Raw genomic sequence first — 25,705 nt, 5'->3', positions numbered from 1 at the left:
GCAACAATAAATAACGCGTCTGCAACTACTAGCTTACGCGTCCTATCTTATTCCGTACAGTTTTCAAAGGAGCATCCACATGCCCATTGGCCTGATAGCCCTCGCCCTCGGCGGGTTCGGCATCGGACTCACCGAGTTCGTGATCATGGGCCTGCTGCCCGAGGTTGCCGCCGACTTCCAGGCCAGCGAGGCCACGGCAGGCTGGCTGATCTCCGGGTACGCCCTCGCCGTCGTGGTCGGCGCGTTGGTGCTGACCGCGGCGGTGACCCGCTTCGAACGCAAGCCCGTACTCGCCGTCCTGCTGGTGCTGTTCATCGCCGGCAACCTGATCTCCGCCATAGCTCCCGATTACGGGATGATGATGGTCGGCCGGATCATCGCCGCCTTGGCTCACGGTGCCTTCTTCGGGATCGGAGCCGTGGTGGCCGCGGACATGGTTGCCCCCACCAAAAAGGCCGGCGCCATCGCCATCATGTTCACCGGGCTCACCGCCGCCAACGTCCTGGGCGTGCCGTTCGGCACCATGCTGGGACAGGCCGCAGGCTGGCGCTCCACGTTCTGGGCCATCACGGTCATCGGAGCTATCGCCCTGGCGGGCATCCTCGCGCTGGTCCCGAAGACCGGCCACGGGGACACCACGCCCGGAACCCTGCGCAGTGAACTGGGCGCCTTCCGTTCCGGCCAGGTGTGGCTCTCCATCCTCGTCACGATCCTCGGCTACGGCGGTATGTTCGGCGCCTTCACGTACATCGCCTTCACACTCACCGAAGTCTCCGGCTTCGCGGCCCCCACCGTGCCGTGGCTGCTCATCGTGTTCGGAGTGGGCCTCTTCGTCGGCAACACCATCGGCGGCAAGGCCGCGGACCGCAACGTGGACCGCACGCTCGTGGTGGTGCTCTCCGTGCTGATGGTGGTGCTCGTCGGCTTTGCCCTGACCGCTGGCAACCAGGTGCTCACCGTCGTCTCCATCGTCCTGATGGGCGGCTTCGGATTCGCCACCGTGCCGGGACTGCAGATGCGTGTGATGAAGTACGCCTCCAGCGCCCCCACTCTCGCATCCGGCGCAAATATCGGGGCCTTCAACGTCGGGAACGCCCTCGGCGCCTGGCTCGGCGGAGTGACCATCACGGCCGGACTCGGCTACACCTCACCCATCTGGGCCGGGGCCGGCATCACCCTGTTGGGGCTCGTGGTGATGATCATCGCCGCCGTCGGAGCCAAGCGGGCCGTCCGCCAGACATCCGCCGACGCCGACACCGAGGGCGTCCCCGAGGCCCATGCCGCCCCCGGCGGACGCGTGGCTGCCGAGCACATCGCCGTCCTGCACTAAAGCTTCAAGCCTCAATCCTCAACCTGCAACAGGAGAACCCATGACTTCCACACCCATCACCACGTCCATCCCCGAGATCACTCTCAACAACGGCGTGCGGATGCCGCAACTGGGGTTCGGCGTCTTCCAGGTGTCCGACGACGACACCACCGCCGCGGTCAGCCACGCGCTTGCAGCCGGTTACCGGAGCATCGACACCGCCGCCATCTACGGGAACGAGGCAGGCACGGGACGCGCCATCGCCGAGGCGGGCATCGGCCGGGAAGAACTGTTCATTACGTCCAAACTGTGGGTTGCCGACCTCGGCTACGACGCCACGCTGGCCGCGTTCGAGGCCAGCCTGGACAAGCTGGGACTGGATTACCTGGACCTCTACCTCATCCACTGGCCGGCGCCGGCAACCGGCCTGTACCTCGAGTCCTGGCGGGCGCTGGAGCAGCTGCTGGGCAGCGGCAAGGTCAAGGCCATCGGCGTCTCCAACTTCCTCCCCGGGCACCTGCAGAAGATCATCGATCTGGGCGGCACGGTCCCGGCGGTCAACCAGATTGAACTCCACCCGGCACTCCAGCAGCGGGACATTGCGGACTTCAATGCAGCCCACGGGATCGCCACGGAGGCCTGGAGCCCGCTCGCTCAGGGCGCCGTGCTGGCGGATCCGGCAGTCGCGGAGATCGCGGCAAGGCATGGAGTCAGTCCCGCGCAGGCCATTCTGCGCTGGCACCTGCAGCAGGGCCGGATCATCATCCCCAAGTCCGTCACCCCTCAGCGGATCCAGGAGAACCTGGACGTCTTCGGCTTCGACCTGACGGTGGATGAGCTGTCCGTCATCGACGGCCTGGAGCGGGACGGCCGCACGGGTCCGCACCCGGCGGAGTTCAACGGCTAGGAAGGGCACTCCCTCGGCAAGCGCGACCACCGAAGCGGGGACGGGTTTCAACAAGCGCGACCACCGGAGCGAGGACGGGTTTCAACAAGCGCGACCACCAGTACGACGGCGGCCGGTCACCTTCTTCGGCAAGGTGACCGGCCGCCGTCGTATTCGTTTAGTGGCTGTCCTAGACCTTGGCGCCGCTGAGGAGTTCGTCGAGCCGCTCGTAGCCCTCGGTCATGCCGCCTTCCATGCCTGACTGCGCCATGCCGTCCCGGGCCTCCTGGGTGGGGTAGACGGAGTGGCCCCGCAGGCGGGTGCGTCCGTTGCCGAGGTCCTCAAACGTCATGAATTCAAGGCTGACAACATCCGGGTAGCCGCCGAACTCGAAGGTCTGGATGGCGAATTCGTTTTCCCTCACGGTGTGGAAGACCCCGCTGAACTCGTAAGCGACGCCGTCGGGCCCCGTGTGGAGGTAGCTGTAGCTGCCGCCGGTGCGGAAATCGTAGTGGTCGATGTCCATCTTCAGTCCCCGCGGGCCGAGCCACTGGACGATGAGATCCGGGTCCTTGTGTGCGCGGAAGACGTCCGCCACCGGGAAGTCGAATTCGCGGTCGTAGTCGATGAAGGGGAGTCCTTCAGGAATGGTGAGGTTCAGCGGATTGCTCATGATGATTCCTTAAGGTGGTTGCCGCCGTTGGCGGCGCTGGATCTGAGCACGGCGTCCAGGCTGCGGAACTGCTCTTCGCGGACCAGCCGGTACTGGTCGATCCATGCGGTGAGAGCCTCCAGCCGTGCGGGATTCAGGTGGACGGGCCGGCGCTGGGCTTCCCTGCTGCGGGTGACGAGCCCTGCCTGCTCGAGGACCTGGATGTGCTTCGAGACCGCCTGTTTGGTGATCGCGAAGGGTTCCGCTAATTCGTTGACTGTTGCCTGCCCGCGGCTAAGCCGGGCGATGATCCGCCGCCGCACGGGGTCGGCCAGGGCCATAAAGGCCGAGTCCAGGGTGCCGTCGTCGGGGTTCATCGTGGTGCAGGCCTTTCTTAATCAGTAATCAACTAAATGGTTGATAAACTATCTGGTTGTTTTATAATAGGCCCCGCCAGGCCCGCGCGGAAGGGGTCTATGGATGTTTCTTGCTCACTACGTTGGAAGTTTGTTAGTATGTCAGGACAAACTTAGGGAGATGAAGACATGCCATTGGTACGAATCGATGTCAATCAAGGGCGCAGCGCCGACGAGCTGCGCCGACTGAGTCAGGGCATCCATGATGCAATCCTCGCGGAGTATGCAATCCCAGAGCGGGACTATTTCCACGTCCTGACCGAGCACCAGCAGGGCCAGATTGTGGCCCAGGATGCAGGGCTGGGCTTCGAGCGCACCCCCGATGTGGTGATGATCCAGATCTTTACGCAGGCCGGCAGGAGCCAGGAGGCGAAGCAGTCCCTTTTTGCGGCGATTGCTGACCGGTTGGCGGAGCTGGATGTTGCCGGTGAGGATGTATTTATCGGATACGTGGAGAATTCCGCCGGCGACTGGTCCTTCGGCTTCGGGCGGGCCCAATACGTCACGGGAGAACTGTCGGTTCCCCGCAAATAGCCGACGCCCGAAGTCCTGCATAAGCGGTTCCCGGACGCCGGTTTGCCGCATTATGCCGTGTTGTAAATATGTCAGTACAAACCTTTGACAGGACAATGGTTTTAGGGCAAAGTAGTGGATGTGGCCCCGCTCACGGGGGCCGGCCAGGAACCGGAGCACTAGCTGTTCAGAGGTACAGAGTTCAAATCAGAAAGGTCCGCGATTACCGTGACCCACGAACTGCTCACGATCGGGCGCATCAGCGTTGATATCTATCCGAACGACATCGGGGTGGGCCTGGAGGACGTGACGTCCTTCGGGAAGTACCTCGGTGGTTCCGCGTCCAATGTGGCCGTGGCCGCTGCGCGGCATGGCCGCAATGCAGGCGTGATCACGCGCACCGGCGACGACGCCTTCGGGAAATACCTCCACCGTGAACTGCACAAGTTCAACGTGGACGATACGTTCGTGACGCCGGTGCAGGAGTGGCCGACAGCGGTGACGTTCTGCGCCATCATGCCCCCTGATGATTTTCCGCTCTACTTCTACGGGCGTTTCCCCACGGCGCCGGACCTGCAGATCAAAGCCGCGGAACTGGACCTTGATGCCATCCGCGAGGCCGGGATCTTCTGGTCGACGGTGACTGGCCTGTGCCAGGAGCCCAGCCGCGAGGCCCATCTGGCCGCCCACGCCGCCCGTCCGCGGACCGGTCTCAAGGAAGGCCAGTACACCATCCTGGACCTGGACTACCGGCCCATGTTCTGGGCCTCCGAAGAGGACGCGCGGGCCGAGATTGCCAAGATCCTGCCGCATGTCACGGTGGCTATCGGCAATGACAAGGAATGTGCCGTCGCCGTGGGCGAAGGGACCCCTGACGAGCAGGCCGACCGGCTGCTGGCCGCCGGCGTCGAGATCGCCGTGGTCAAGCTTGGGCCGGAAGGCGTGATGGCGAAGACCCGCACCGAACGTGTTGTGTCCGCGCCGGTCCCGGTGCAAACCGTCAACGGCCTCGGCGCCGGTGACTCGTTCGGCGGAGCCTTCTGCCACGGACTGCTGTCCGGCTGGCCGCTGGCCCAGGTCCTGGATTACGCCAACGCCGCCGGCGCCATCGTGGCCTCCCGCCTTTCCTGCGCCGACGCCATGCCGACGCCGGAGGAAGTCACCACGCTGCTGGCCGAACGCGGCCGCTTGGCACCCGCCCTCGCCGGTGCCGCTGCCGCACGCCCGTCCCACACCACAGTTTCCGAAGGAGCAGCGTCTTGAGCGCCAACGATGATCCCCGCCGCTACCAGCACCTCAGCGCGCTCCGGCTCGAAGACCCCGACGCCGTTGCCCGCGCGGCAGCCACCCGTCGCCGCCATCCGGGACTGAAGTATGGGGTGCAGAACTTCATTGTTGCTGCCGACCATCCGGCCCGGGGGGCCCTCTCGGTGGGAAATGATCCGGTGGCCATGGCGGACCGCCTGGATTTGTTGGACCGTTTGCAGATCGCCCTGGCTAATCCCGCCGTGGACGGTGTCCTGGCGTCCCCGGACATCATGGATGACCTGCTTCTCCTCGGGGCGCTGGAAGGCAAGCTTGTCTTCGGCTCGATGAACCGTGGTGGCCTGGCCGGGCTCGTCAATGAAATCGATGACCGGTTCACCGGCCACACGGCCGCAGCCCTGGAGGCACTGGGGGCCGACGGCGGCAAGATGCTGACCCGGATCTGCCTCGGCGACCCGGACACCGCCTCCGCCCTGGAAGCCACGGCGCGGGCGGTCGATTCCCTCGCGGCACGCAAGCTGATCGCGATGGTGGAACCGTTCCTCTCGGTCTGGAAGAACGGCAGGGTCCGCAACGACCTCAGCCCGGACGCCGTCATCAAGTCCATCGCGATCGCCCAGAGCCTGGGCTCCACGAGCGCCTACACGTGGATGAAGCTGCCAGTGGTGGCCGAGATGGAGCGCGTGATGGCGGCAACCACGCTGCCGACAGTGCTCCTGGGCGGGGACCCGGAAGGCACCCAGGATGAGGTCTTCGCCAGCTGGCAGGCCGCGTTGGCCCTGCCCGGGGTCCAGGGCCTCACCGTGGGCCGGGCGCTGCTATACCCGGCCGACGGCGATGTGGCAGGGGCCGTCGCCACCGCCGCCTCGCTGCTCAAGTCGCCCGTGCTGCAGTCATCAGCGAAAGTATCGGAGTAACGTCCCCATGAGTACAGGAACAGCAACACGCAGAATGACAGTCGCCCAGGCGGTTGTCGAGTACCTTTCCAGGCAGTACACGGTCGATTCCATCCGCGGCGTTGAGTACCGGGAGCGGCTGATTCCGGGGACATTCGGCATCTTCGGCCACGGCAACGTTGCCGGCGTCGGCCAGGCGTTGAAGCAGTACCAGCAGCTCGATCCGAGCATCATGCCGTACTACCAGGGCCGCAACGAGCAGGCCCAGGTGCACCAGGCTGTCGGCTACGCCCGGCACACCCGCCGCCGCCAGACGTTTGCCATCAGCACCTCGATCGGTCCGGGATCTTCGAATTTGCTCACCGGCGCCGCGCTGGCCACCACCAACCGACTGCCGGTGCTGCTGCTGCCGAGTGACACGTTTGCCACCCGCGCCGCGGACCCCGTCCTGCAGCAGCTCGAGCAGCCCTACGCCTACGACATCACCGTCAACGACGCCTTCCGGCCCTTGTCCAAATTCTTCGACCGGGTGACCCGCCCGGAGCAGCTGTTCTCGGCCTTCCACCACGGCTTGCGCGTCCTGACGGATCCGGCCGAAACCGGTGCCGTCACCATCTCGCTGCCGCAGGATGTCCAGGCGGAGGCCTTCGACGTGCCTGAGGAGTTCCTGGCTGAGCGCGAGTGGCGGATCCGCCGCCCCGATGCCGACGACGAGGACATCCGCCGTGCCGCGGAGGCCATCCGTGCCGCGAAGCGTCCGCTGGTCATCGCCGGCGGCGGCGTCCTCTACGCCTACGCCAACGAGGAACTCGCTGCATTTGCTGAGTTGACGGGCATCCCGGTGGGAAACACCCAGGCCGGCGTCGGCGTCCTGCCGTGGGACCACCAGTTCTCGCTCGGCGCGATCGGCTCCACCGGTACGACGGCGGCCAACGCCATCGCTGCCGAGGCCGATCTGATCATCGGAATCGGTACCCGCTACGAGGACTTCACCACCGCCTCGCGGACCGCGTTCCAGAACCCTGACGTGCGCTTTATCAATATCAATGTCGCCGCCATCGACGCGTACAAGCACGGCACGTCGTTGCCGATCGTCGCGGACGCCCGCAAGGCCCTGGTCAAGCTGAACCAGGCCCTGGGCGGCTACCGCGTCGGCGCGGACCTCGAAGCGGCGATCACCGCGGAGAAGAAGCGCTGGGACTCGACGGTGGACGAAGCCTTCGACACCCGATTCACGCCGCTGCCGGCCCAGAACGAGATCATCGGCGCCACGTCCCGGGCCATGGACGCCCAGGACGTCGTTATCTGCGCTGCGGGTTCCCTGCCCGGCGACCTGCACAAGATGTGGCGCGTCCGTGACCCGTTCGGCTACCACGTGGAATATGCGTATTCCTGCATGGGCTACGAAATCCCGGGCGGGCTCGGCGTCAAGCGCGCCGCGCTGGCAGAAGCCGCGCGCGGCGGCACGGACCGGGACGTCGTGGTCATGGTGGGGGACGGCTCCTACCTGATGATGCACACCGAACTGGTCACCGCCGTCGCCGAACGCATCAAGCTGATCGTCGTTCTGATCCAGAACCACGGCTACGCCTCCATCGGCTCGCTCTCCGAATCCCTTGGCTCGCAGCGTTTCGGCACCCAGTACCGGGTACTGAACGAGGAGCAGCACAGCTTCGACGAAGGCGAAACGTTGCCGGTGGACCTGGCCCTGAATGCCGAAAGCCTCGGCGTGAAGGTGATCCGGATCGAGCCGGGGGAGAAGGTCATCGCCGAACTCGAACAGGCCATCCGGGACGCCAAGGCCGCGCCTGAACGCGGCGGCCCCATCCTGATCCACGTTGAATCCGACCCACTGCTGGACGCGCCGAGCTCCGAATCATGGTGGGACGTTCCCGTCTCCCAGGTTTCAGACCTCGATTCCACGCGGCAGGCCTTCACGACCTACACCGACCGCAAGAACCGCCAGCGCAAACTGCTCGGCTGAGCCCGCACCAGCCACAGCCCACGCGCCGCCGCAAACCCACCTCAGCCACAGACCAAGGAAGTCCAACACCATGTCAACGACGACCGTCACCACCACCATCAACCACTTCATCAACGGGGCAGAAACCCCGGGCGACGGCGACCGCGCCCAGCCGGTCTACAACCCGGCCACTGGCGCCGTGTCCGCGGAGCTGCGGCTGGCGAACCGGGCAGATCTGGATGCCACGGTGGCCGCTGCCCGGGCGGCCGCGGATTCCTGGGGTGATATTTCCCTGGCGAAGCGCACCGCCGTGCTGTTCAAGTTCCGCGAACTTGTTGCCTCCCACGTGGATGAGCTCGCGGCGCTGATCACGGCCGAGCACGGCAAGGTCCTCTCGGATGCGAAGGGCGAGATCGGCCGCGGCCTGGAGGTGGTGGAGTTCGCCTGCGGCATTCCGCAGCTGCTTAAGGGCGATTACTCGGATCAGGTCTCCACCGGCATCGATGTCTTCTCCTTCCGCGAACCCCTGGGCGTGGTGGCCGGGATCACGCCGTTCAACTTCCCGGTGATGGTGCCGTTGTGGATGGCGCCCATGGCGATCGCGACCGGGAACGCGTTCATCCTCAAGCCCTCCGAACGCGACCCCTCCGCCTCGATGCTGCTCGCCAAACTCTGGAAGGACGCAGGCCTGCCCGACGGGGTCTTCCAAGTCCTGCACGGGGATAAGGAAACCGTGGACGGGCTCCTGACCCACCCGGACGTGGACGGGATCTCGTTCGTTGGCTCCACCCCGATCGCCCAGTACGTCCACGAGACCGCCACGAAGCATGGCAAGCGGGTCCAGGCGCTGGGCGGGGCGAAGAACCACGCGATCATCATGCCGGACGCGGACCTGGACAACGCAGCGGACCACCTCGCCGCGGCCGCTTTCGGTTCCGCCGGGGAACGCTGCATGGCCATCTCCGTGGCAGTGGCCGTCGGTGAGGCCGCGGACCTTTTGGTGAAGAAAGTCGAAGAGCGAGCCCTGGCCGTGAAGGTTAACAACGGCACCGTCCCCGGCGCCGAGATGGGCCCGGTCATCACGACGGCCTCCAAGGACAGGATCGTCCGGATCGTCACCGAAGCCGAAACCGCGGGAGCGGCGATGGTGGTGGACGGCCGTGACCTGGTGGTCCCGGGCCACGAGGACGGCTTCTGGGTGGGCCCCACCGTTCTGGACCACGTGAAGACCGGGATGACCGCCTACACTGAGGAAATCTTCGGCCCCGTCCTCGTCGTCGTCCGCGTCGCTGACCTGGAGGAAGGCATCAGGCTGATCAACGCCAACCCGTACGGGAACGGCACCGCCATCTTCACCTCCTCCGGCGCCAACGCCCGCACGTTCCAGCGCTCCGTGACCGTGGGCATGATCGGCATCAACGTGCCCCTGCCCGTCCCGGTCGCCTACCACTCCTTCGGCGGCTGGAAGGCATCGCTCTTCGGCGACAAGCACATCTACGGCCCCGAAGGCGTCTCCTTCTACACCCGCGGCAAAGTAGTTACGTCCCGCTGGCCCGAACCCACCCACGCCTCCGGCGCCTCCTACAACTTCCCGTCCAACTAACACCCCCACACAGCACGATCGATTGCTCCGCAGCCGCCGTTTTGACCGTCCAAAAGGGCGCTTGCGGAGCAATCGATGAGAAGGAATGGACATGACTAAGAACAACCTGATCATCGGCACCGCTCCGGACTCGTGGGGCGTGTGGTTCGCGGATGATCCCCAACAGACTCCGTGGGAACGCTTCCTCGACGAAGTGGCCGAATCGGGTTACAAGTGGATCGAACTGGGTCCCTACGGGTACCTGCCGAACGATCCCACGCGGCTGGCCGAGGAACTCAAGGCCCGCGATCTGAAGGTCACCGCGGGAACGGTCTTCACGGCCTTCCACCGCGGTGCCAGGCAATACGACGAGGCCTGGGAGCCGGCCCGCAAAGTGGCCGAATTGACCGCAGCAATGGGCGGCGAGCACATCGTGGTCATTCCGGCCATGTGGCGCGACGATGTTACCGGTGAGGCAGTGGAAAGCGGCGAGCTTTCAGAGGAACAGTGGGCGGACCTCTTCGCGGGCCACAACCGCATGGGCAAGGTTCTCCTGGAGGACTTCGGCCTGAAGCAGCAGTTCCACTCGCACGCCGACTCGCACGTTGGTGCTCAGCAGGACATTGAAACCCTGCTGGCCGCCACGGACCCCGACTACCTGAATCTGTGCCTGGACACCGGCCACGCCGAATACTGCGGAGCATCCAGCCTCGAGCTCATCAAGAACTACCCGGACCGCATCGGCTACCTGCACCTGAAGCAGATCAACCCGGACGTCCTGAAGAAAGTCAACGAAGAAAACATGACCTGGGCAGCGGCCAACCTCGCCGGCGTTATGACCGAGCCCCCCAACGGCCTCCCCGACCTGCGCGCCGTCATCGAGGCAGTGGAAGGCCTGAACCGGCCGATCTTTGGCATCGTGGAACAGGACATGTACCCCGTGGACTTCGACGTGCCGATGCCCATCGCCAAGCGAACCCGCAACTTCCTGCTCTCCTGCGGCTCCCGCACCACCGTCAGCTAGAAGCACCACCGTCAGCTGGCACCAGCTTCAGCCAGCCCCCCATACCTAAGGACAGAACAATGACTGACATTCTCCGCGTTGCCGTCATCGGCGCAGGCCGCATGGGTGCGGACCACATTAAGCGGCTCAGCACCCGCATCCACGGCGCTGAAGTGGCCGCCGTCGTCGACGTCGACCTCTCCCGGGCGCAGGCCGCCATCGAAGGGATCGACGGCGCCGTGGCCCTGGCCAGCGCCGACGAGGCGCTCAACAACGGCGACGTCAACGCCGTGCTGATCGCCACGCCGGGGTTCCTCCACGAGGAAATCCTCTACAAGGCACTGGAGAAGGGCTTCCCGATCCTCTGCGAAAAGCCGCTCACCCCGGACGCCGAAAGCGCGTGGAGAGTTGTCCAGGCCGAAACGGCGCTGGGACACAAGCGCATCCAGGTGGGCTTCATGCGCCGCTTCGACGCCGAATACGTCGCCCTGGGCTCCGTCATCCGCGACCGCGAACTCGGCGAGCTGCTGATGCTCCACCACCAGCACCGCAACCCCACCACGCCCGCCGGCTTCACCAACGAAATGCTGATCAACGACTCCGTGGTCCACGAGTTCGACGCCATCCGCTTCTTCACCGGCGAGGAGATCACCTCCGTGCAGGTCCGCCTGGGCAAAGCCACCCGCAACGCCCCGAACGGCCAGCACGATCCGCAGCACGTCCTGCTCGAAACCGAATCCGGCGTCCTGGCCGACGTCGAGATCTACGTTAACGCCAAGTTTGGCTACCAGGTGGCCACGCAGGCCTCCTTCGAGGACGGCATCGTGAGCATCGGCGGCGACGCCGGACCGTACGTCCAGTCGGCCGGCCGCTGGGGCGGCTCGGTTACCCCCGGCTTCGAGGAGCGCTTCGGCGCGGCGTATGACGTCGAGGTCCAGGCCTGGGCGGACGCTGCCCGCCGTGGCGAAATCGGCGGCCCCACCGCCTGGGACGGCTACGCCACCGCTGCCTGCTGCGAGGCCGGCGTCGAGGCCCAGAAGTCGGGCGCAAAGGTCAAGGTCCAGCTCAACGCCAAGCCGGACCTCTACAACTAACAGCTCCTGCAAACCACGAGGCGGTCTGTCGGCAGCAGCCGGCGGACCGCCTTCTTGCACGCACCATCGAAGTTTTCCAAACCACAAAGGAGTGACCATGAAAATCGCCCTGGACCCCACCCCTTTCCATCACAGCCACAGCCTGCTGGAATTTCCGCGCGTGGCCGCCGACCTCGGATACAAGTACCTGCAGCTGACTCCGCATGCGGACATGATCCCCTTCTACAACCACCCCAAAGCCGACGATGAGCTGGTGGCCCAGATGAACAAGGCGTGCAAGGATGCCGGCGTCGAAATCGCGTCAGTCCTGCCGGTCCTGCGCTGGTCCGGTCCGGACGAGGACGCCCGCGAAGCTGCCGTCCGCTACTGGAAGCGCGCCATCCAAATCGCCCTAGACCTCGGCGTCAGCACCATGAACACCGAATTCAGCGGCCGCCCCGAGAAGGCCGAGGAATCCGAGCGCGCCTTCTACCGCTCCATGGAAGAGCTGCTGCCGATCATCGAGCGGGAGGGCCTGGATGTCCTGATCGACCCGCACCCGGACGACTTCGTCGAAGATGGCCTGGCCGCCATCCGCGTCATCCGCGGGCTCAACTCGCCCAACATCGGCATGGTCTACGTGGCCTCACACTCGTTCCACATGGGCAACAAGCCCTTGGAGATCATGAGGGCCGCCGGGGACAAGCTGCGCCTCGTCCACGCCTCGGACACCATGGACCACCACGCCTCCCACGGCCTGCGTTACATCACCAACCCGCCCGGAAACGCCGTACGGGTGCACCAGCACCTGAAGATCGGCGACGGCGACGTCAACTGGGACGAGTTCTTCGGCGGGCTCAAGGAAATCGGCTTCCTGGACAAGGACAACACAGTGATGGTATCCAGTGTCTTCGCCGAGGACGACAACGCCGAGGACGTGTCCCGTTACCAGCTGGAGACGATGGGCCGGTACATCGATAAGGTCAAGTAGTGGGGACCGACGCGAAGCAGACCATATCGAACCCCACCGCGGTCCAGGCCCAGCGCCCGGGCACCACCGAGCCGGCCAATCCGAAGAAAGCGGGACCTCGGCCTCACACCGTTGACCGAAGGGCTCGTCACCTCCACGCTCCTGTTCGGTGCGGCCTTCGGCGCCTCCGTCATCGTCCCTGTGTACCTCGCGGAAATGTCGCCGGCCGCCCAAACGCGGCCGAATCGTCAGGGCTTATCGGCCACCACATGCACGCCTGCTTCGATGGCTTCCATGACCAGGTCGCGGCGGGTGTGCGGCGGGATGGTGATGGTCACCGGGTCCACGCCGGCGTCCAGCAGTTCGGCAAGGCTCCCATAGGCGGGCAGCTCTGGGAAGTCCGCTTCGGCCCGCGCCCTCTTCGTTTCCGAGCGGGCCACAATGCCAACCAATTCGATCCCGTCCGCCGCTTCAATGAACGGAGCGTGGAAGTACCTGCCGCCTGCTCCGTATCCAGTTCAATGATTTTGATGCGGACCGGGCCAAGAGCCCGTGGCCTGTCCCAGTGGTTCAGATTCTTGCCGGGGACCAGTCTGGGGTCTCGGTGAGGACGACGTCGCCCAGAAGTTTTGCGGCGCGGCGAACGCCCTCCGATGAGCTCACCAGGGTGTCTTCATGCTCGATGTTGAGAGTTCCGTCGTAACCAACCGCGCGGAGCTGGTAAACAAAGTCTGCCCAGAAGGTGGCCCCTTGGGCGTGTCCGAGACCGAGGGTGACGTAGTTCCAGGCGCGTGCTCGCGGCTGGTCTAGGGGGGTGGTGTCCAGCATTCCATTTTGCCGGGCATGGGGGAGTTCCACACGGATGTCTTTTGCATGCACGTGGTAGATGGAACTGCCTAACGCCTGGACGACAGTAGGAATGTCGGCTCCCATCCACATCAGGTGTGAGGGGTCCAGATTGGTTCCGACCGCTTCGTTATCGACTTCGTTAAGCAGCCGTTGCATTGTTGCGACATTGTGGACCAGCTGGTTGCCGCATGGCTCCACCGCAAGCCGTACGCCGTTGTCGGCAGCGAACTTTGCCAGTTCGCGCCAGTAGGGAACGGCGACCTCTTTCCACTGGTAGTCAAGAACGTCGAGGTTTTCCGGGGGCCACGCGCTAGTAATCCAGTTTGGGGTGGAGTCGCCGCGCGCTGCCGGCAAACCAGACATCAGCACCACCGTGGGAACACCTAGTTCTCCGGCGACGGTGATGGAGTCGCGCACCACCTGATCGTGCCTGGCTCCGGAGACAGGGTGGAGCTGGTTGCCGTTGGCGTTCAGAGCGCTGATTTCCAGACCGCGGCCGACCACCAGGTCCTGGAACTCGCTTCTGGCCAGCGCGGAGGACTTCAGCGTCGGAAGGTCGGCATGTGGACTCTCGGACCAGTTACCGGTGGCCACCTCAACCGAGCTCAAGGCAAGTTCCCTGGCCAAGTCCAGCGCCTGGTCAAATGGAAGCCGGCTCACTGAATCTGTGATCAAACCAATCTTCATTGGGTATCCGTTCTTTGGTGCGAAATTTGTGGAGGTGGTGGATCAGCCACGAATGCTCTTTCACGGGGGGTAACGGGGGAGGCCACTGTGGTTCTGACAGCTACTGGCCCCGTGAGCGTTTCTGCGGGGATAATTTAGATCGTTCTAGTGGACTATCGTTACATGTGACCGCCATCATGTCTAGAACGTTCTAATCGTGCTCGTAACGAAGGAGAAGTGTGACGGAAATGCAGCGCCGCCCAACTCTGATGGATGTCGCCCAAGCGGCGGGCGTTTCCAGGGCGCTGGTCTCGATTGTGATGCGGGGCGCTCCGGGGGCCGCGGGACCCACCCGGGAGAGGGTCCTCACTGTGGCGCGGGACTTGGGCTACCGGCCGGACAGCCGGGCGCGGTTGCTCCGGAGCAGCAGGACGAGGCTGCTCGGTGTCACCTTCCATGGCAGTGCCCCATTCCACGCGGAAATCGTCGACGCGGTCTACGCCCAGGCTGCAGAGCGGGGCTACGAAGTGGTGCTCAGTGCGGTCGGCCGCAGCCGATCTGAAGCGCGGGCGATTGACGGGCTTCTTGACTTCGGCTCGGAAGCGTTGATTGTCATCGCGCCGAGCTTGGGCATCAGGGAACTGGAGCGCTATGCCGGTCGCGTTCCTGTCGTAAGCCTCCTGCGTGACGACGTTGGCGCCTTCGTTGACTCGATCAGCAGCGACGATCGTGCCGGCGTCCGCGTAGCGGTAGAACACCTGACGGGCCTGGGGCACTGGAATATTGTCCATGTCGACGGTGGATCGGCCGTCTCGGCCGCGCGGCGCCGGGATGCTTTTCGGCTCGAGATGATGGGCCGCCAGCTTGAGCCGGTCATCATTCCTGGCGGGCCCGGGGAAGACGACGGTTTGAGGGCTGGGGATTCGCTCCAGGGGAGCCTCCCTTCTGCTGTCATTGCGTTCAACGACCGATCGGCTCTGGGTGTGATGGAAAGCTTGCGGGCTGCGGGGCTGCGTGTCCCCGAGGACGTATCGGTCCTTGGCTTCGACAACAGTCAGCTTGCGCAGCTCAGGTTCGTGCAGCTTTCGTCCGTCAGTTCGGAGGCGCCTCTGCTGGCCGTCGCTGCCGTCGACCGTGCGGTTGATCGATTGGAAGGCCGGGGCGGTCCCGTCCACGTAGTCAGTGACCCTCGTTTGATCGTCCGCAGGACAACGGCGCCACCCGCGGAGGCCTGGAAGCTGGGAAGTAACAGCACCTCGTTCGCCACGGGGCCGATCAAATTTACGTAAAAACATCCTAATGTCAGGACAAACTATTGACAAAACGTGCTGCGACTCACCATGATCTAGGGGAGGGCCTTGAGCTCCTGCAGAGTCGCAGGGCCGCAGCCCCTATCGAAGGAGAAAATCGTGAAGAAGATTTCTTGGCGGAAGGCAGCCCTGATAGCGGCCGTCGTTCCGATGGTGGCCCTGAGCGCCTGTTCAAGCACGGGCGGCAAGACCGAAACCGTAAATGGTGGGGGAGGTGGCACGGTTGCGGACACGCCGCGATTGAAGGTCGCGATGATCACCCACGCGGCCGCCGGCGACACGTTCTGGGACATCGTCCGGAAGGGTGCCGAGAGCGCCGCGACGAAGGACAACGTCGAGCTGCTTTACAGCGGGGACGCTGAGGGGGGCCGCCAGGCGCAGTTGGTGCAGCAGGCCATTGACCAGAAGGTGGACGGTATCCTCATCACGCTGGCCAAGCCCGAGGCCCTGAAGGACGTCGTCAAGAAGGCGGTGGACGCGGGGATTCCCGTGGTGAGCTTCAACGCCGGTGAAGACCAGTCGAAGGCTATGGGCGCTATCACCCACTTTGGGCAGAGCGACAAGCTCGCCGGTGTCACGGTGGGACAGCGACTCGCCGCAGAGGGCATCAAGCACCCGATCTGCGTGATTCAGGAGCAGGGCCACGTCGGCCACGAAAACCGGTGTGCCGGTGTCAAGGAACAGGTTCCCGGCTCCGAGATCCTCAACGTCAACGGCGCGGACATGACCTCCGTTTCCTCTACGGTGACGGCCAAGCTCCAGTCCACGCCGGACGCCGACGCGATCATCGGTCTCGGCGCCCCGTTCACGCTCACCATTGTGAAGTCCGTGAAGGAAACAGGCAGCAAGGTCAAGGTGGCTTCGTTCGACCTGAACGGCGAGCTGGCCAAGGCCATTGAAGACGGAAGTGTCGCGTTCACCGTGGACCAGCAGCCCTATCTCCAGGGCTACGGCGCTGTGGACACCATTTGGCTGAACAAAGTGGGCGGTTTCAAGGTTGGCGGCGGGCAGCAGGTCTACACGGGCCCGGCTGTTGTCGACAAGAGCAATGCAGCCGATGTCTCCAAGTTCGCTCAGGCCGGCATCCGCTAACCCTCAACAAAACTGTCGGGATGCCGGGCGCCTGCACCGGCCCGGCATCCCAAGACAAAGGAGTTTAGTAATCATGGCCAATGCTGTCCTAACCGCCACCTCAGATGAGCGCGTCCGCACCCGAAATACCATCCAAAAATTGCTGTTGCGCCCCGAAATAGGCGCCCTCGTCGGCGCTCTGGTACTTTTCGTATTCTTTGCCGCCATCGCCCCCGTCTTCCTGCAGCCCGGTTCCCTGGCAACCGTGCTGTACGGCAGCTCCACCATCGGGATCATGGCCGTGGGCGTGGCCCTGCTGATGATCGGTGGCGAATTTGACCTCTCCACCGGCGTCGCAGTCATCACCTCAGCCCTCTCAGCCTCCATGTTCAGCTGGTACTTCAGCACAAATATCTGGGTCGGAGTTGCCTTCGCGCTCGTAGTGTCCCTGGGCATCGGGTTCATCAACGGCTGGATCCTCGTCAAAACAAAACTCCCCAGCTTCATCGTCACGCTGGCATCCTTCCTGATGCTTGCCGGCCTCAACCTCGGCCTGACCCGCATGATCGGCGGGGCGGTGGCAACCCCCTCGGTGTCCGACCTCGACGGTTTCGACGCCGCCCGCGTGCTGTTCGCCTCGACCATCAAGATCGGCGGCATCGACGTCAGCATCACGGTGTTCGTCTGGATCGCCCTGGTGATCGTGGCTTCCTGGGTCCTGCTGCGCACCAAGGTGGGCAACTGGATCTTCGCCGCCGGCGGCGACGCCAACGCGGCCCGCGCCGTGGGTGTGCCCGTCACCAAGACCAAGATCGGCCTGTTCATGGCTGTCGGTTTCTGCGGCTGGATCCTGGGCATGCACAACCTCTTCGCCTTCAACACCGTGCAGTCCGGTGAGGGAGTTGGCAACGAGTTCCTCTACATCATCGCCGCGGTCATCGGCGGCTGCCTTCTCACCGGCGGCTACGGCTCGGCCGTGGGCGGGGCGATCGGCGCGTTCATCTTCGGCATGGCCAACAAGGGCATCGTCTACGCGCAGTGGAACCCGGACTGGTTCAAGTTCTTCCTGGGCCTGATGCTGCTGCTGGCCACCATCGTCAACCTCATCGTCAAGCGCCGCGCGGAACTCAAGTAAAGGGCCCGGAGAACATGAATGCCAAAGAAATCGACCAAACCACACTGCTCCGGAACGAGACGGACCCGCTGACCCACACCCCCGTGCACCTGCTCTCGTTGACCAAGGTGGGGAAAAACTACGGCAACATCCTCGCGTTGAGCGATGTCACCATGGCCGTGGACAACGGCCGCGTCACCTGTGTCCTGGGTGATAACGGTGCGGGCAAGTCCACGCTGATCAAGATCATCGCCGGCCTGCACCAGCACGACGCCGGGGTCCTGAACATCATGGGCGAGGAACGGAAATTCACCTCGCCCCGTGACGCGCTCGACGCCGGAATCGCCACCGTCTACCAGGACCTCGCTGTTGTACCGCTGATGCCGATCTGGCGGAACTTCTTCCTCGGCTCGGAGCTGACCAGTGGTTTTGGCCCGTTCAGGAGCCTGGACGTCGAGAAGATGAAAGCCATCACGCTCAAGGAGCTCGCCGAGATGGGCATCGACCTCCGCGATGTGGAGCAGCCCATCGGCCAGCTCTCCGGCGGTGAACGCCAGTGTGTCGCGATCGCCCGCGCCGTGTACTTCGGTGCCAAGGTGCTGATCCTGGATGAGCCGACGGCGGCACTCGGCGTCAAGCAGTCCGGCGTGGTCCTGCGGTACATCCTCCAGGCCCGCGACCGCGGCCTCGGGGTCATCTTCATCACCCACAACCCGCACCACGCCTTCCCTGTCGGGGACCGGTTCCTGCTGCTCAAGCGCGGCAAGTCGATCGGCTACTACGACAAGAAGGACATCACCCTCGACGAGCTGACTGCCCAGATGGCCGGCGGCGCGGAACTCGCCGAACTCGCCCACGAGCTCGAACAGCTGGGCGGCCACAAGGACGTCGTTGCCGAAGTTAAGAGCGAAGTGGCCGGGGTGGCACAAACCGCCGGCAACACCCGCCAGTAACTGCCGTCCCATTTCCTGAAAGGACAAGCCCTTGGCTTATCTCAACCGCAATCCGTCCGACGTCGTCCTGCCCGTACGGATCGGGCTCATCGGCTCCGGCTGGATGGGGGCGTTCCATGCCGATAGCATCGCCCGCCGCGTCCCGGGCGCAGTCCTGGCGGCCATCGCCGATCCCAATGCGGAATCCGCGCAGGCCCTTGCCCAGGCGCTGGGCACGGCAAAGGTGACGGCCAACGCAGAAGACATCCTGGCCGATTCGGAGATCGATGCGGTGGTGATCGCCAGCCCCGCACGCTTCCACTCCTCACTGATCGCACAGGCCGCGGCCGCCGGCAAGCACGTTTTCTGCGAGAAGCCGGCGGGCCAGGGGCTCGACGAACTCGACGCTGCGCTCGCAGCGGTGGAAGAGGCCGGCGTGCACTTCCAGATCGGCTTCAACCGGCGCTACGCCGATGACTTCCTGGCCGCCAAGAAGGACCTGGCCGCAGGCATCGCCGGAACGCCGCAGCTCCTGCGCTCGCTGACGCGCGATCCCGGGACCGGAAGCATCCCGAACGCGGCCAGGGTCCCGGCATGGACCATCTTCCTGGAGACCCTCATCCATGATTTTGACACCCTCAACTGGTTCAACGAAGGTGCCGAGCCCGTGCAGGTCTACGCCGTGGCGGACGCGCTCGTGGAACCCTCCCTGCGCGACCAGGGGTTCCTGGACACCGCAGTGGTGACCATCCGCTACAGCAACGGTGCCGTGGCCGTGGCCGAAGCAAACTTCAGCGCACTGTACGGGTACGACATCCGCGGCGAAGTCTTCGGTTCCAAAGGCATGGTCCAGGCCGGCCGCGCCACGGAAACGGCGGCACGCCGGTACACGGCGGAGGGACTGTCCGCCGACACCCCGCGGCTTAATGTGGAGCTCTTCCGCCAGGCGTACACGGACGAACTTGTCGACTTCGCCGGTGCGGTCCGTGCCCGGCGCGACGGCGTGCCGTCGTCGTCCGATTTCTCCCTGACCCCCGGTGCTGCCGATGCCCGCCGGGCGCTGGCCATGGCGCTGGCGTGCATCGAATCGGTCAAGCGCGGCGCTCCGGTTGCGGTCAACGAGACGGCAGCCGTCTGATGCGTCTGGCCGTTTGCGCGGAGATGGTCTTTACGGACCTTCCGTTTGTGGAACGCGTGCGCCGGATCCACGAGTCCGGCTTTGATGTGGAGCTGTGGGATTCCCGGACCAAGGACATCAGTGCGCTCAAGGCCACGGGTGCAGTGTTTTCCTCCATGACGGGGTACACCTCAGGCAGCCTGGTGGACCCCGACACTGCCGATGACGTGGTGCGGACGGCGGAATCGCTGATCCCCGCCGCCCTGGAACTCGGCGTCAGCCGCATGGTGGTGCACCCTGCAGAACTCATTGACGGCCACGCCGCCCGCCCCGTGTACCGTTCCACCGGCGGGATGTGGAGCACCGGTGCCCGGACCCTGGAACGCCTCGGCAGGCTGGGCGAAAAACACGGCGTGACGTTCTGCCTCGAGAACCTCAACACCATCCTTGACCACCCAGGCATTCCGCTGGCACGCGCCAAGGACACGCTGGCCCTGGTGGAGGCTGCCGGGCACCCCCACGCCAAGCTGATGCTGGACCTGTACCACGCGCAGCTCGGGGAGGGGAACCTCATTGAGCTGGTGCGGACGGCCCTGCCCTACATCGGCGAAATCCAGGTGGCTGACGTCCCGGGCCGGTGCGAACCCGGAACAGGGGAAATCAATTACGCGGCCGTCGCCAAGGCGCTCGCGGAGGCCGGCTACGAGGGAACCGTGGGCATGGAAGCCTGGGCCAGGGGCGGGAGCCACTCGGCCCTGGACGCCTTCCGTGCCGCCTTCACGGTCTATGCGGAGGACAAACTGTGAAAGACGTCGTTCTGGGCCTGGTGGGAGTGGGGCGGATCGGCGTGATGCACGCCAATAACATCGCCGCCCTCAACGGGGCCCTCAACCCTGAGGGCGTCAACGTCCGGCTCCGGCTGACGGACGTCGCCGAAGAGCATGCCAGGACCGTCGCGTCTGGCCTCGGGGCAGAGTTCCTCCCGTCGGTGGACGAGCTTCTGGCGTCCGGGCTGGACGGCCTGGTGGTTGCCACCGGCACCGGCACGCACCCTGAGCTGATCACGGCAGGGGTCGACGCCGGAATCCCGGTCTTCTGCGAAAAGCCCGTGGCTTTGGACGTGGCGGATGCATTGCCGGTCCTGGAGTACATCCACGACCGGCAGGGCGTGGTGCAGATCGGCCACCAGCGCCGCTTTGACCACGGCTACCAGGAGGCCCGGCGGGCCTACCAGGCGGGGGAGCTGGGCTGGATCCACTCGCTGCGGGCGGTCACGTGCGACATGGTGCCGCCGCCGGTGGAATTCCTGGCCAGCTCGGGCGGCCTGTTCCGGGACTGCTCCGTCCACGATTTCGACATCCTCCGCTGGCTGACCGGCCGGGAGATCGTCGAGGTGTACGCGAAGGGCTCCAACAACGGGGATCCGGCCATCGGTGCAGCAGGGGACGTGGACACCGCCCTGGCACTGGTGACGTTCGACGACGGGACTGTCGGTACCGTCTCCGCCACCCGTTACAACGGGGCGGGCCATGATGTCCGCCTGGAAATCCAAGGGTCCCGCCGATCGCTGATGGTGGGGCTTGATGACAAAACGGCGATGGCCTCGGCCGAAGCCGGCATCGGTTTTCCTGCTGGGGAACCGCACCGGACCTTCGCCGAAAGGTTCGATGCTGCCTACCGCTCCGAGATGGCGGCCTTTGTGGAGCTGATCCTGGGCCGGCGCGATAATCCCTGCACACCGGAGGACGCGCTGGCGGCTTCCCGGGTGGCGGACGCCGCCCAGGAGTCCCTGGCCACAGGCGTGCCCATTCGTGTGGCCCAGAGAGTGTCAAGCTAAAAGTCGTCCGAATAGGGCTGATGCCCCTCACCGTGTGCGGTGAGGGGCATCAGTGTCTGTATCTGCTGGGGACTACTGAGTTCCGAACGGCAGCCGCGGGTCCACGTCTTGGCCCTCCCACGTCTGGCGGATCCAGCCGTGGTGTGGATCATCGCTGATGAGCCAGTCGCGCACGGGGCCGGGGCCGGCCATCACGTTCAGGTAGTACAGGTCGTAGCCCGGGGCGGCCATGGCGGGCCCGTGCCAGCCGTAGGGGACGAGGACGACGTCGCCGGTGCGGACTTCCGCCGAGACATCGATGGGCCGCTCGTCGGAGGCGTAGACCCGTTGGTAGCCGATGGCGTCGCCGTGCGTGTCGTCGCCTGAGGGTGCCGCCGGGCCGCCGGGCGCAACCCGGGTTTCGAAGTAGTAGATCTCCTCGAGGCTGGTCTCGCCGTCCTTTTCCTCGTCGTGCTTATGCGGAGGGTAGGAGGACCAGTTGCCCGCCGGCGTGATGACCTCGCACACGATGAAACGGTCAGCTTCCAGTGCGGCCGGCGTGCCGAAATTGTGCACTTGGCGTGAGCAGTTGCCGGCCCCGCGCAGCTCCACCGGGGTTTCGGCAGCACTCACAAGCCGGGTCGGGTAGGAAGTCCTGGCCGGAGCGGTCGCAATGGCAACCCTGCCGCCGTCGGCCGAGCTGATGGTGAGGGTTTTCTCCGTGCCGGTATAAAGCACGTCGCTGGGGCCGTTGAAGACGCTGGCCCTGCCGGCCAGCTGGAAGTTCTGGCCGTCGACGGCGGCCGTGAAGGATCCGCTCAGCGGAACCACAATGCGCTCCTCGCCGGCGGTCGGAAGTTCGACGGCGGCACCTGCGGCGAGCGTCGCAACCTTCAGCCCCGTGTGCGCCCAGCCGTCCACTTTCAGTGCAGAGTCGGACGTTCCCAGGGAAACGTCCCAGCTGCCTTCGGCGGCGGAACCCAGCGGATATACCCAGTTGGCCATAGATTTTGCTCTTTCGTTCGTTTAGCGCCCGCCGCTGGCGCGGTGGCAACATCCAGTGCTGGCTTAGGTCCAGCGCTCAGCGCTGGACCAGGGTCATTTCGAAACTGTAGGAATCGGCGCGGTACACGTGGTGGCCTGTCTCAACATTCCTGCCGGTGTCGTCCACGGCGGTGCGCTCCATGGTCACCAGGGCGGAGCCAGGGGTAGTTTCCAGAAGCGGGGCCTGGTACTCGTTGGCAACCATGGCGCCCATCCGCTGCGTGGCCAGCCGGAAGTTCACTCCGCCGTTGCGCAGGATGCCGTACAGGCCCTGGCTGGAAAGGAGGTCCTCGTTAATCTCCGTGATGTCGTCGCGCACCCAGTTTTCCATCAGGGCCAAAGGCTTGCCGCCCACTTTCCGAAGGCGGGTGAAGTGAAAGACCGTGGCACCCGCCGGAAGATGCAGCGCTTCGCGCGTGGCGTCGTCGGCTTCGACGTGGCTGAAGGACAGCACCTCCGTAGTGGGTTTGCTCCCGTTGTTGCTCAGATCATCAAACAGGCTGGACAGCTCCAGCGGCCGTCTGACCTGGCTGGAAACAACCTGCGTTCCTACGCCCCGCTTCCGCACCAGGAGGCCCGAACGGACCAGTTCGTCCATGGCCTTGCGCATGGTGGGGCGCGACAGATTCAGGCGGGCCGCGAGGTCAATCTCGTTATCGAGCCGGCTCCCGGGTTCCAGCCGCCCCGAGTGGATGGCGGCCTCAATGCCTTGCACCACCTGGTGGTACAGGGGCACCGGCGAAGAGCGGTCGATGCTGATCTTGAGTTGGTCCGCCATGGAATGCTCCCTTTGCGCCGCGCGACCCGCTGCGAAGCGACCTCGCCTGTCCGGCAAATGTCCGCTTGATAGGACATACTGCCTTTCTCTTGATAATAACAGGGCGTGGGGGGCGATCAAAGGAACGGCACCGGCATGGCGGCGCGGAATGGTTGTCCGCGTCCGCGGTGATCGACTCGGTACCTATCGGGAGGAAGGGCTACAGGTCCTTGCGGCAGTGGGCTTTGCCCAGCTCGTGCAGTCCGTTGAGGTCGCCCACAGCCAGGCCCTCCGGCGTGCCGATCTCAGGGAACATGAGCTGCCGGGGGTCGTCCACATGTTCCAGGCCCATGACGTGGCCGAGTTCGTGCAGGATGACGGCGGTGGCGTAGAGCTTCCCGTCCGGCTGCCGCAGTTCTTCGGTGATCTGCGGGGCATCCAGCTCCAGGCTGCCGGTGACGAATGTCTTGGGACCGTCGTCGTAGCTGAAGTGGGTGCTTCCGCCAGTGCCGATGACCTTGCCCTTGAGCTGGGGTGCAGCCTCGGGAGTGGTCCAGGAGATCAGCAGGGGAGCCCACCGGTCCCCGTAGGAATCCGGCTGGTACGGCGCCCTTTGCCCGGACGGCTGTTCCGTGGTGGCGCCGTCGTAGATGAAGCGGATTCCGGTAGCCAGGGACACCGTGTTGATGGCCTCCGGAATGAGGTGCTGGGCGTCGGCGGGAACCAGATCATTGTTGATTACATAGTGGAGCGGCCGGCAGGGAGAGTAACCCACCGGAGTGCCGTCGCTGTTCTCCGCCAGGAACCGGTACGAATCGCTGGCAAAAGGGGGCTGTTCCGGCGTTGCGAGCGGAGCATCGGCCTCCTCCAACCCTGGCGGCGGAGCATCGGGGCGGCCTTCCGCTGGTGGCTGCGCCCCACCGGTTGCCCCTGGCTGGCCAGCTCCGGGGCCGATGCGGACGTCTAGCAATCCCACCAAGCGGGGATCGCCGTAGGCCAGGCCGGCAACCACAAAGGCTCCCGCACCGATGGCTACAACCAGCAGCAGGTTGCGGATAAGCCGTCCGGCACCACGCTTCCGGGCGCCTTGGTGCGAGTGGCGCGGAGGCAGGTCCTCCACTAACCCACCACTGTGCCGAAGGCCAGCCCCAGCACATAGGTCACCGCGGCTGCCCCCAGGCCGATGGCCAGCTGGCGCAACCCGCGGGTCAGCGGCGACGTGCCGGAAAGGAGGCCCACAATGCCTCCGGTCACCAGCAGCGCCATTCCGACCAGCACGCCTGCCACGGCAAGCGCGGTTGCTCCCGTCAGCCCGAAAAGGAACGGCAGGATGGGAACGATCGCCCCGGAAGCAAAGAAGCAGAAGCTGGAGAGCGCCGCGCCCCACGCCGTGCCTACGGCCTCATGCTGGTCCGCGGCCTCCGGCACCTCCGGCTGGAGCGACAGGCTGGGATCACAGTCACAGGCGAAGAGGCCCATGCGCTCGGCCACCCGGTGCTCGGCGGCCTCATGGGACATGCCGCGTGCCAGGTACACCAGCAGCAGCTCGTTGTGTTCAATGTCCAGCTTGGGCGCCGCAGCCAAGGTGATCTGGGTGGGCCGGGTGGCTGCCAGAAGCTCGCGCTGGGAGCGCACGGAGACAAACTCGCCGGCTCCCATCGACAGGGCACCGGCCAGCAGGCCCGCCACACCGCTCAGCAGCACCACGCTGCTGGCCACGCCGGAGGCGGCCATGCCCATGACCAGGGAGAGGTTGCTGACCAGGCCGTCGTTGGCGCCGAAGACTGCGGCACGGAATGTGCCGGCAAGCCGGTTCCGGCCCCGGGTTGCAAGGCCGCGCACTACTTCTTCGTGGATCTGTTCGTCGGCCGCCATGGCCGGAGTGGCCGACGGGTCCTTGGCATAGGGGGAGCGGCCTTCGGCCCGCTGGGCGAGGGCAAGGACAAATACGGAGCCGAAATGCCGGGCGAGGAAGCCCAGGAGCTGGCTGCGTAGTGACGCCGACCGGGACTTTCCGGCGTGCTCGCCCAGGAGCCGCAGCCAGTGGGCCTCGTGCCGTCCCTCGGCCTCCGCAAGGGCAAGTAGGATTTCCCGCTCCTCACCCTGCCGGTTCTGCGCCAGATCGCGATAGACGGCGGCCTCGGCGCGTTCGTCCGCCAGGTACTGGCGCCAGAGCCGGATGTCAGCAGCAGTGGGCTGGGCGACGGAAGCGGAATCCGCCGTGGCGTTTCCTGTTCCCGGAACATTGTCAGGCGCTGGGACATTGTCAGGCGCCGGGACATTGGCCGGCCGCGCGTTGGCGTGCTGGCTTGATTTGGCGTGCTGAGACACGGAGGCTCCTGGGCTTGATAGGGCATGATTTTTCGGCCCCATTGCAAAGCAAGCTTACCGTGGAAATCCGGCGATTTTTGGCCGGCAAACCTCACTCCGGAGTTTCGGTTTCCCTCAAATCCCACCGCTCCGGACTGGGCGGCGCGGCTCCCGCAGGCTCTTGACCGCC

24 protein-coding genes and 1 pseudogene are annotated in these 25,705 nt (G+C 65.1%); 17 read left to right on the top strand and 8 right to left on the bottom strand.

All coding sequences use genetic code 11. The features are described 5' to 3' along the window. Window positions 1–79 precede the first annotated feature (79 nt). Complete coding sequence (locus QFZ30_RS16295) at window positions 80–1,330, top strand: MFS transporter (RefSeq protein WP_307077966.1); 1,251 nt, start codon at window positions 80–82, stop codon at window positions 1,328–1,330. Between the two features lie 40 nt (window positions 1,331–1,370). Next, window positions 1,371–2,216 (top strand): aldo/keto reductase, encoded by an 846-nt coding sequence (locus QFZ30_RS16290; protein ID WP_307077964.1) that lies wholly within the window; start codon window positions 1,371–1,373, stop codon window positions 2,214–2,216. 169 nt (window positions 2,217–2,385) lie between these two features. Here QFZ30_RS16290 and QFZ30_RS16285 read toward each other — a convergent pair whose 3' ends face one another. Next, window positions 2,386–2,868, bottom strand: a complete 483-nt coding sequence (locus QFZ30_RS16285) for an SRPBCC family protein (RefSeq protein ID WP_307077962.1) — start codon at window positions 2,866–2,868, stop codon at window positions 2,386–2,388. Beyond that, window positions 2,865–3,224 (bottom strand): ArsR/SmtB family transcription factor, encoded by a 360-nt coding sequence (locus QFZ30_RS16280; protein WP_307077960.1) that lies wholly within the window; start codon window positions 3,222–3,224, stop codon window positions 2,865–2,867. Before QFZ30_RS16280 ends, QFZ30_RS16285 begins: the two co-directional genes overlap by 4 nt. Window positions 3,225–3,392: 168 nt before the next feature. Between QFZ30_RS16280 and QFZ30_RS16275 the strand changes: the two genes are divergently transcribed. From QFZ30_RS16275 to QFZ30_RS16240, 8 genes are all read left to right on the top strand, one after another. Beyond that, on the top strand, window positions 3,393–3,797 hold the full coding sequence (locus QFZ30_RS16275; protein WP_307077957.1) for a tautomerase family protein: 405 nt from the start codon (window positions 3,393–3,395) through the stop codon (window positions 3,795–3,797). A gap of 207 nt (window positions 3,798–4,004) precedes the next feature. Beyond that, window positions 4,005–5,039 (top strand): 5-dehydro-2-deoxygluconokinase, encoded by a 1,035-nt coding sequence (gene iolC / locus QFZ30_RS16270; RefSeq protein WP_307077956.1) that lies wholly within the window; start codon window positions 4,005–4,007, stop codon window positions 5,037–5,039. Then, window positions 5,036–5,959 carry a Cgl0159 family (beta/alpha)8-fold protein gene (locus QFZ30_RS16265; protein ID WP_307077954.1) on the top strand — a complete coding sequence of 308 codons (924 nt, stop codon included), beginning with the start codon at window positions 5,036–5,038 and terminating at the stop codon, window positions 5,957–5,959. The genes iolC and QFZ30_RS16265 overlap by 4 nt, the downstream gene beginning before the upstream one ends. A gap of 34 nt (window positions 5,960–5,993) precedes the next feature. Continuing rightward, on the top strand, window positions 5,994–7,922 hold the full coding sequence (iolD, locus tag QFZ30_RS16260) for a 3D-(3,5/4)-trihydroxycyclohexane-1,2-dione acylhydrolase (decyclizing) (protein WP_307077952.1): 1,929 nt from the start codon (window positions 5,994–5,996) through the stop codon (window positions 7,920–7,922). A 70-nt stretch (window positions 7,923–7,992) separates the two neighbouring features. After that, window positions 7,993–9,504 (top strand): CoA-acylating methylmalonate-semialdehyde dehydrogenase, encoded by a 1,512-nt coding sequence (locus tag QFZ30_RS16255; protein WP_307077950.1) that lies wholly within the window; start codon window positions 7,993–7,995, stop codon window positions 9,502–9,504. 91 nt (window positions 9,505–9,595) lie between these two features. After that, window positions 9,596–10,507: a sugar phosphate isomerase/epimerase family protein gene (locus QFZ30_RS16250; RefSeq protein WP_307077947.1), complete on the top strand. Its 912-nt coding sequence runs from the start codon at window positions 9,596–9,598 to the stop codon at window positions 10,505–10,507. A gap of 59 nt (window positions 10,508–10,566) precedes the next feature. Next, complete coding sequence (locus QFZ30_RS16245) at window positions 10,567–11,580, top strand: Gfo/Idh/MocA family protein (protein ID WP_307077946.1); 1,014 nt, start codon at window positions 10,567–10,569, stop codon at window positions 11,578–11,580. Window positions 11,581–11,677: 97 nt separating this feature from the next. Further along, window positions 11,678–12,550, top strand: a complete 873-nt coding sequence (locus QFZ30_RS16240) for a sugar phosphate isomerase/epimerase family protein (RefSeq protein WP_307077944.1) — start codon at window positions 11,678–11,680, stop codon at window positions 12,548–12,550. 227 nt (window positions 12,551–12,777) lie between these two features. Here QFZ30_RS16240 and QFZ30_RS16235 read toward each other — a convergent pair. Continuing rightward, window positions 12,778–13,032: pseudogene (locus tag QFZ30_RS16235) on the bottom strand (Gfo/Idh/MocA family oxidoreductase); the annotation flags it as partial. Window positions 13,033–13,099: 67 nt separating this feature from the next. After that, entirely contained in the window at window positions 13,100–14,065 is a 966-nt protein-coding gene (locus QFZ30_RS16230; protein WP_307077943.1) for a sugar phosphate isomerase/epimerase family protein, read from the bottom strand. Between the two features lie 227 nt (window positions 14,066–14,292). Between QFZ30_RS16230 and QFZ30_RS16225 the strand changes: the two genes are divergently transcribed. The 7 genes from QFZ30_RS16225 to QFZ30_RS16195 all read left to right on the top strand — a co-directional run bounded on the left by QFZ30_RS16225 (window position 14,293) and on the right by QFZ30_RS16195 (window position 21,425). Further along, a complete protein-coding gene (locus QFZ30_RS16225) occupies window positions 14,293–15,333 on the top strand; it encodes a LacI family DNA-binding transcriptional regulator (RefSeq protein ID WP_307080314.1) in 1,041 nt (346 codons plus the stop codon). Between the two features lie 120 nt (window positions 15,334–15,453). Next, a complete protein-coding gene (locus QFZ30_RS16220) occupies window positions 15,454–16,446 on the top strand; it encodes a substrate-binding domain-containing protein (RefSeq protein ID WP_307077942.1) in 993 nt (330 codons plus the stop codon). A gap of 73 nt (window positions 16,447–16,519) precedes the next feature. Next, on the top strand, window positions 16,520–17,560 hold the full coding sequence (locus tag QFZ30_RS16215) for an ABC transporter permease (protein WP_307077940.1): 1,041 nt from the start codon (window positions 16,520–16,522) through the stop codon (window positions 17,558–17,560). Window positions 17,561–17,574: 14 nt separating this feature from the next. Further along, window positions 17,575–18,492 (top strand): ATP-binding cassette domain-containing protein, encoded by a 918-nt coding sequence (locus tag QFZ30_RS16210; RefSeq protein WP_307077938.1) that lies wholly within the window; start codon window positions 17,575–17,577, stop codon window positions 18,490–18,492. Window positions 18,493–18,523: 31 nt separating this feature from the next. Further along, window positions 18,524–19,609 (top strand): Gfo/Idh/MocA family oxidoreductase, encoded by a 1,086-nt coding sequence (locus QFZ30_RS16205; protein WP_307077936.1) that lies wholly within the window; start codon window positions 18,524–18,526, stop codon window positions 19,607–19,609. Beyond that, a complete protein-coding gene (locus tag QFZ30_RS16200; protein WP_307077934.1) occupies window positions 19,609–20,394 on the top strand; it encodes a TIM barrel protein in 786 nt (261 codons plus the stop codon). Before QFZ30_RS16205 ends, QFZ30_RS16200 begins: the two co-directional genes overlap by 1 nt. Further along, on the top strand, window positions 20,391–21,425 hold the full coding sequence (locus QFZ30_RS16195; RefSeq protein ID WP_307077932.1) for a Gfo/Idh/MocA family protein: 1,035 nt from the start codon (window positions 20,391–20,393) through the stop codon (window positions 21,423–21,425). The genes QFZ30_RS16200 and QFZ30_RS16195 overlap by 4 nt, the downstream gene beginning before the upstream one ends. A gap of 72 nt (window positions 21,426–21,497) precedes the next feature. Here the strand turns inward: QFZ30_RS16195 and iolB are convergent, their stop codons facing one another. The 4 genes from iolB to QFZ30_RS16175 form a co-directional block, all read right to left on the bottom strand. Continuing rightward, window positions 21,498–22,409, bottom strand: coding sequence for a 5-deoxy-glucuronate isomerase (iolB, locus tag QFZ30_RS16190; protein WP_307077930.1), 912 nt, complete (start codon window positions 22,407–22,409; stop codon window positions 21,498–21,500). A 76-nt stretch (window positions 22,410–22,485) separates the two neighbouring features. Further along, window positions 22,486–23,226, bottom strand: a complete 741-nt coding sequence (locus QFZ30_RS16185; protein ID WP_307077928.1) for a GntR family transcriptional regulator — start codon at window positions 23,224–23,226, stop codon at window positions 22,486–22,488. A 199-nt stretch (window positions 23,227–23,425) separates the two neighbouring features. Next, entirely contained in the window at window positions 23,426–24,325 is a 900-nt protein-coding gene (locus QFZ30_RS16180) for a matrixin family metalloprotease (protein ID WP_307077926.1), read from the bottom strand. Continuing rightward, on the bottom strand, window positions 24,325–25,536 hold the full coding sequence (locus QFZ30_RS16175) for a VIT1/CCC1 transporter family protein (RefSeq protein WP_307077924.1): 1,212 nt from the start codon (window positions 25,534–25,536) through the stop codon (window positions 24,325–24,327). Before QFZ30_RS16175 ends, QFZ30_RS16180 begins: the two co-directional genes overlap by 1 nt. Window positions 25,537–25,705: the final 169 nt, after the last annotated feature.

The sequence above is a fragment of the Arthrobacter pascens genome, assembly GCF_030815585.1.
GTDB classification, from domain to species: domain Bacteria; phylum Actinomycetota; class Actinomycetes; order Actinomycetales; family Micrococcaceae; genus Arthrobacter; species Arthrobacter pascens_A.
The sequence above is the reverse complement of the archived record's forward strand: the minus strand, read 5'-3'. Positions and strand labels throughout refer to the sequence as shown.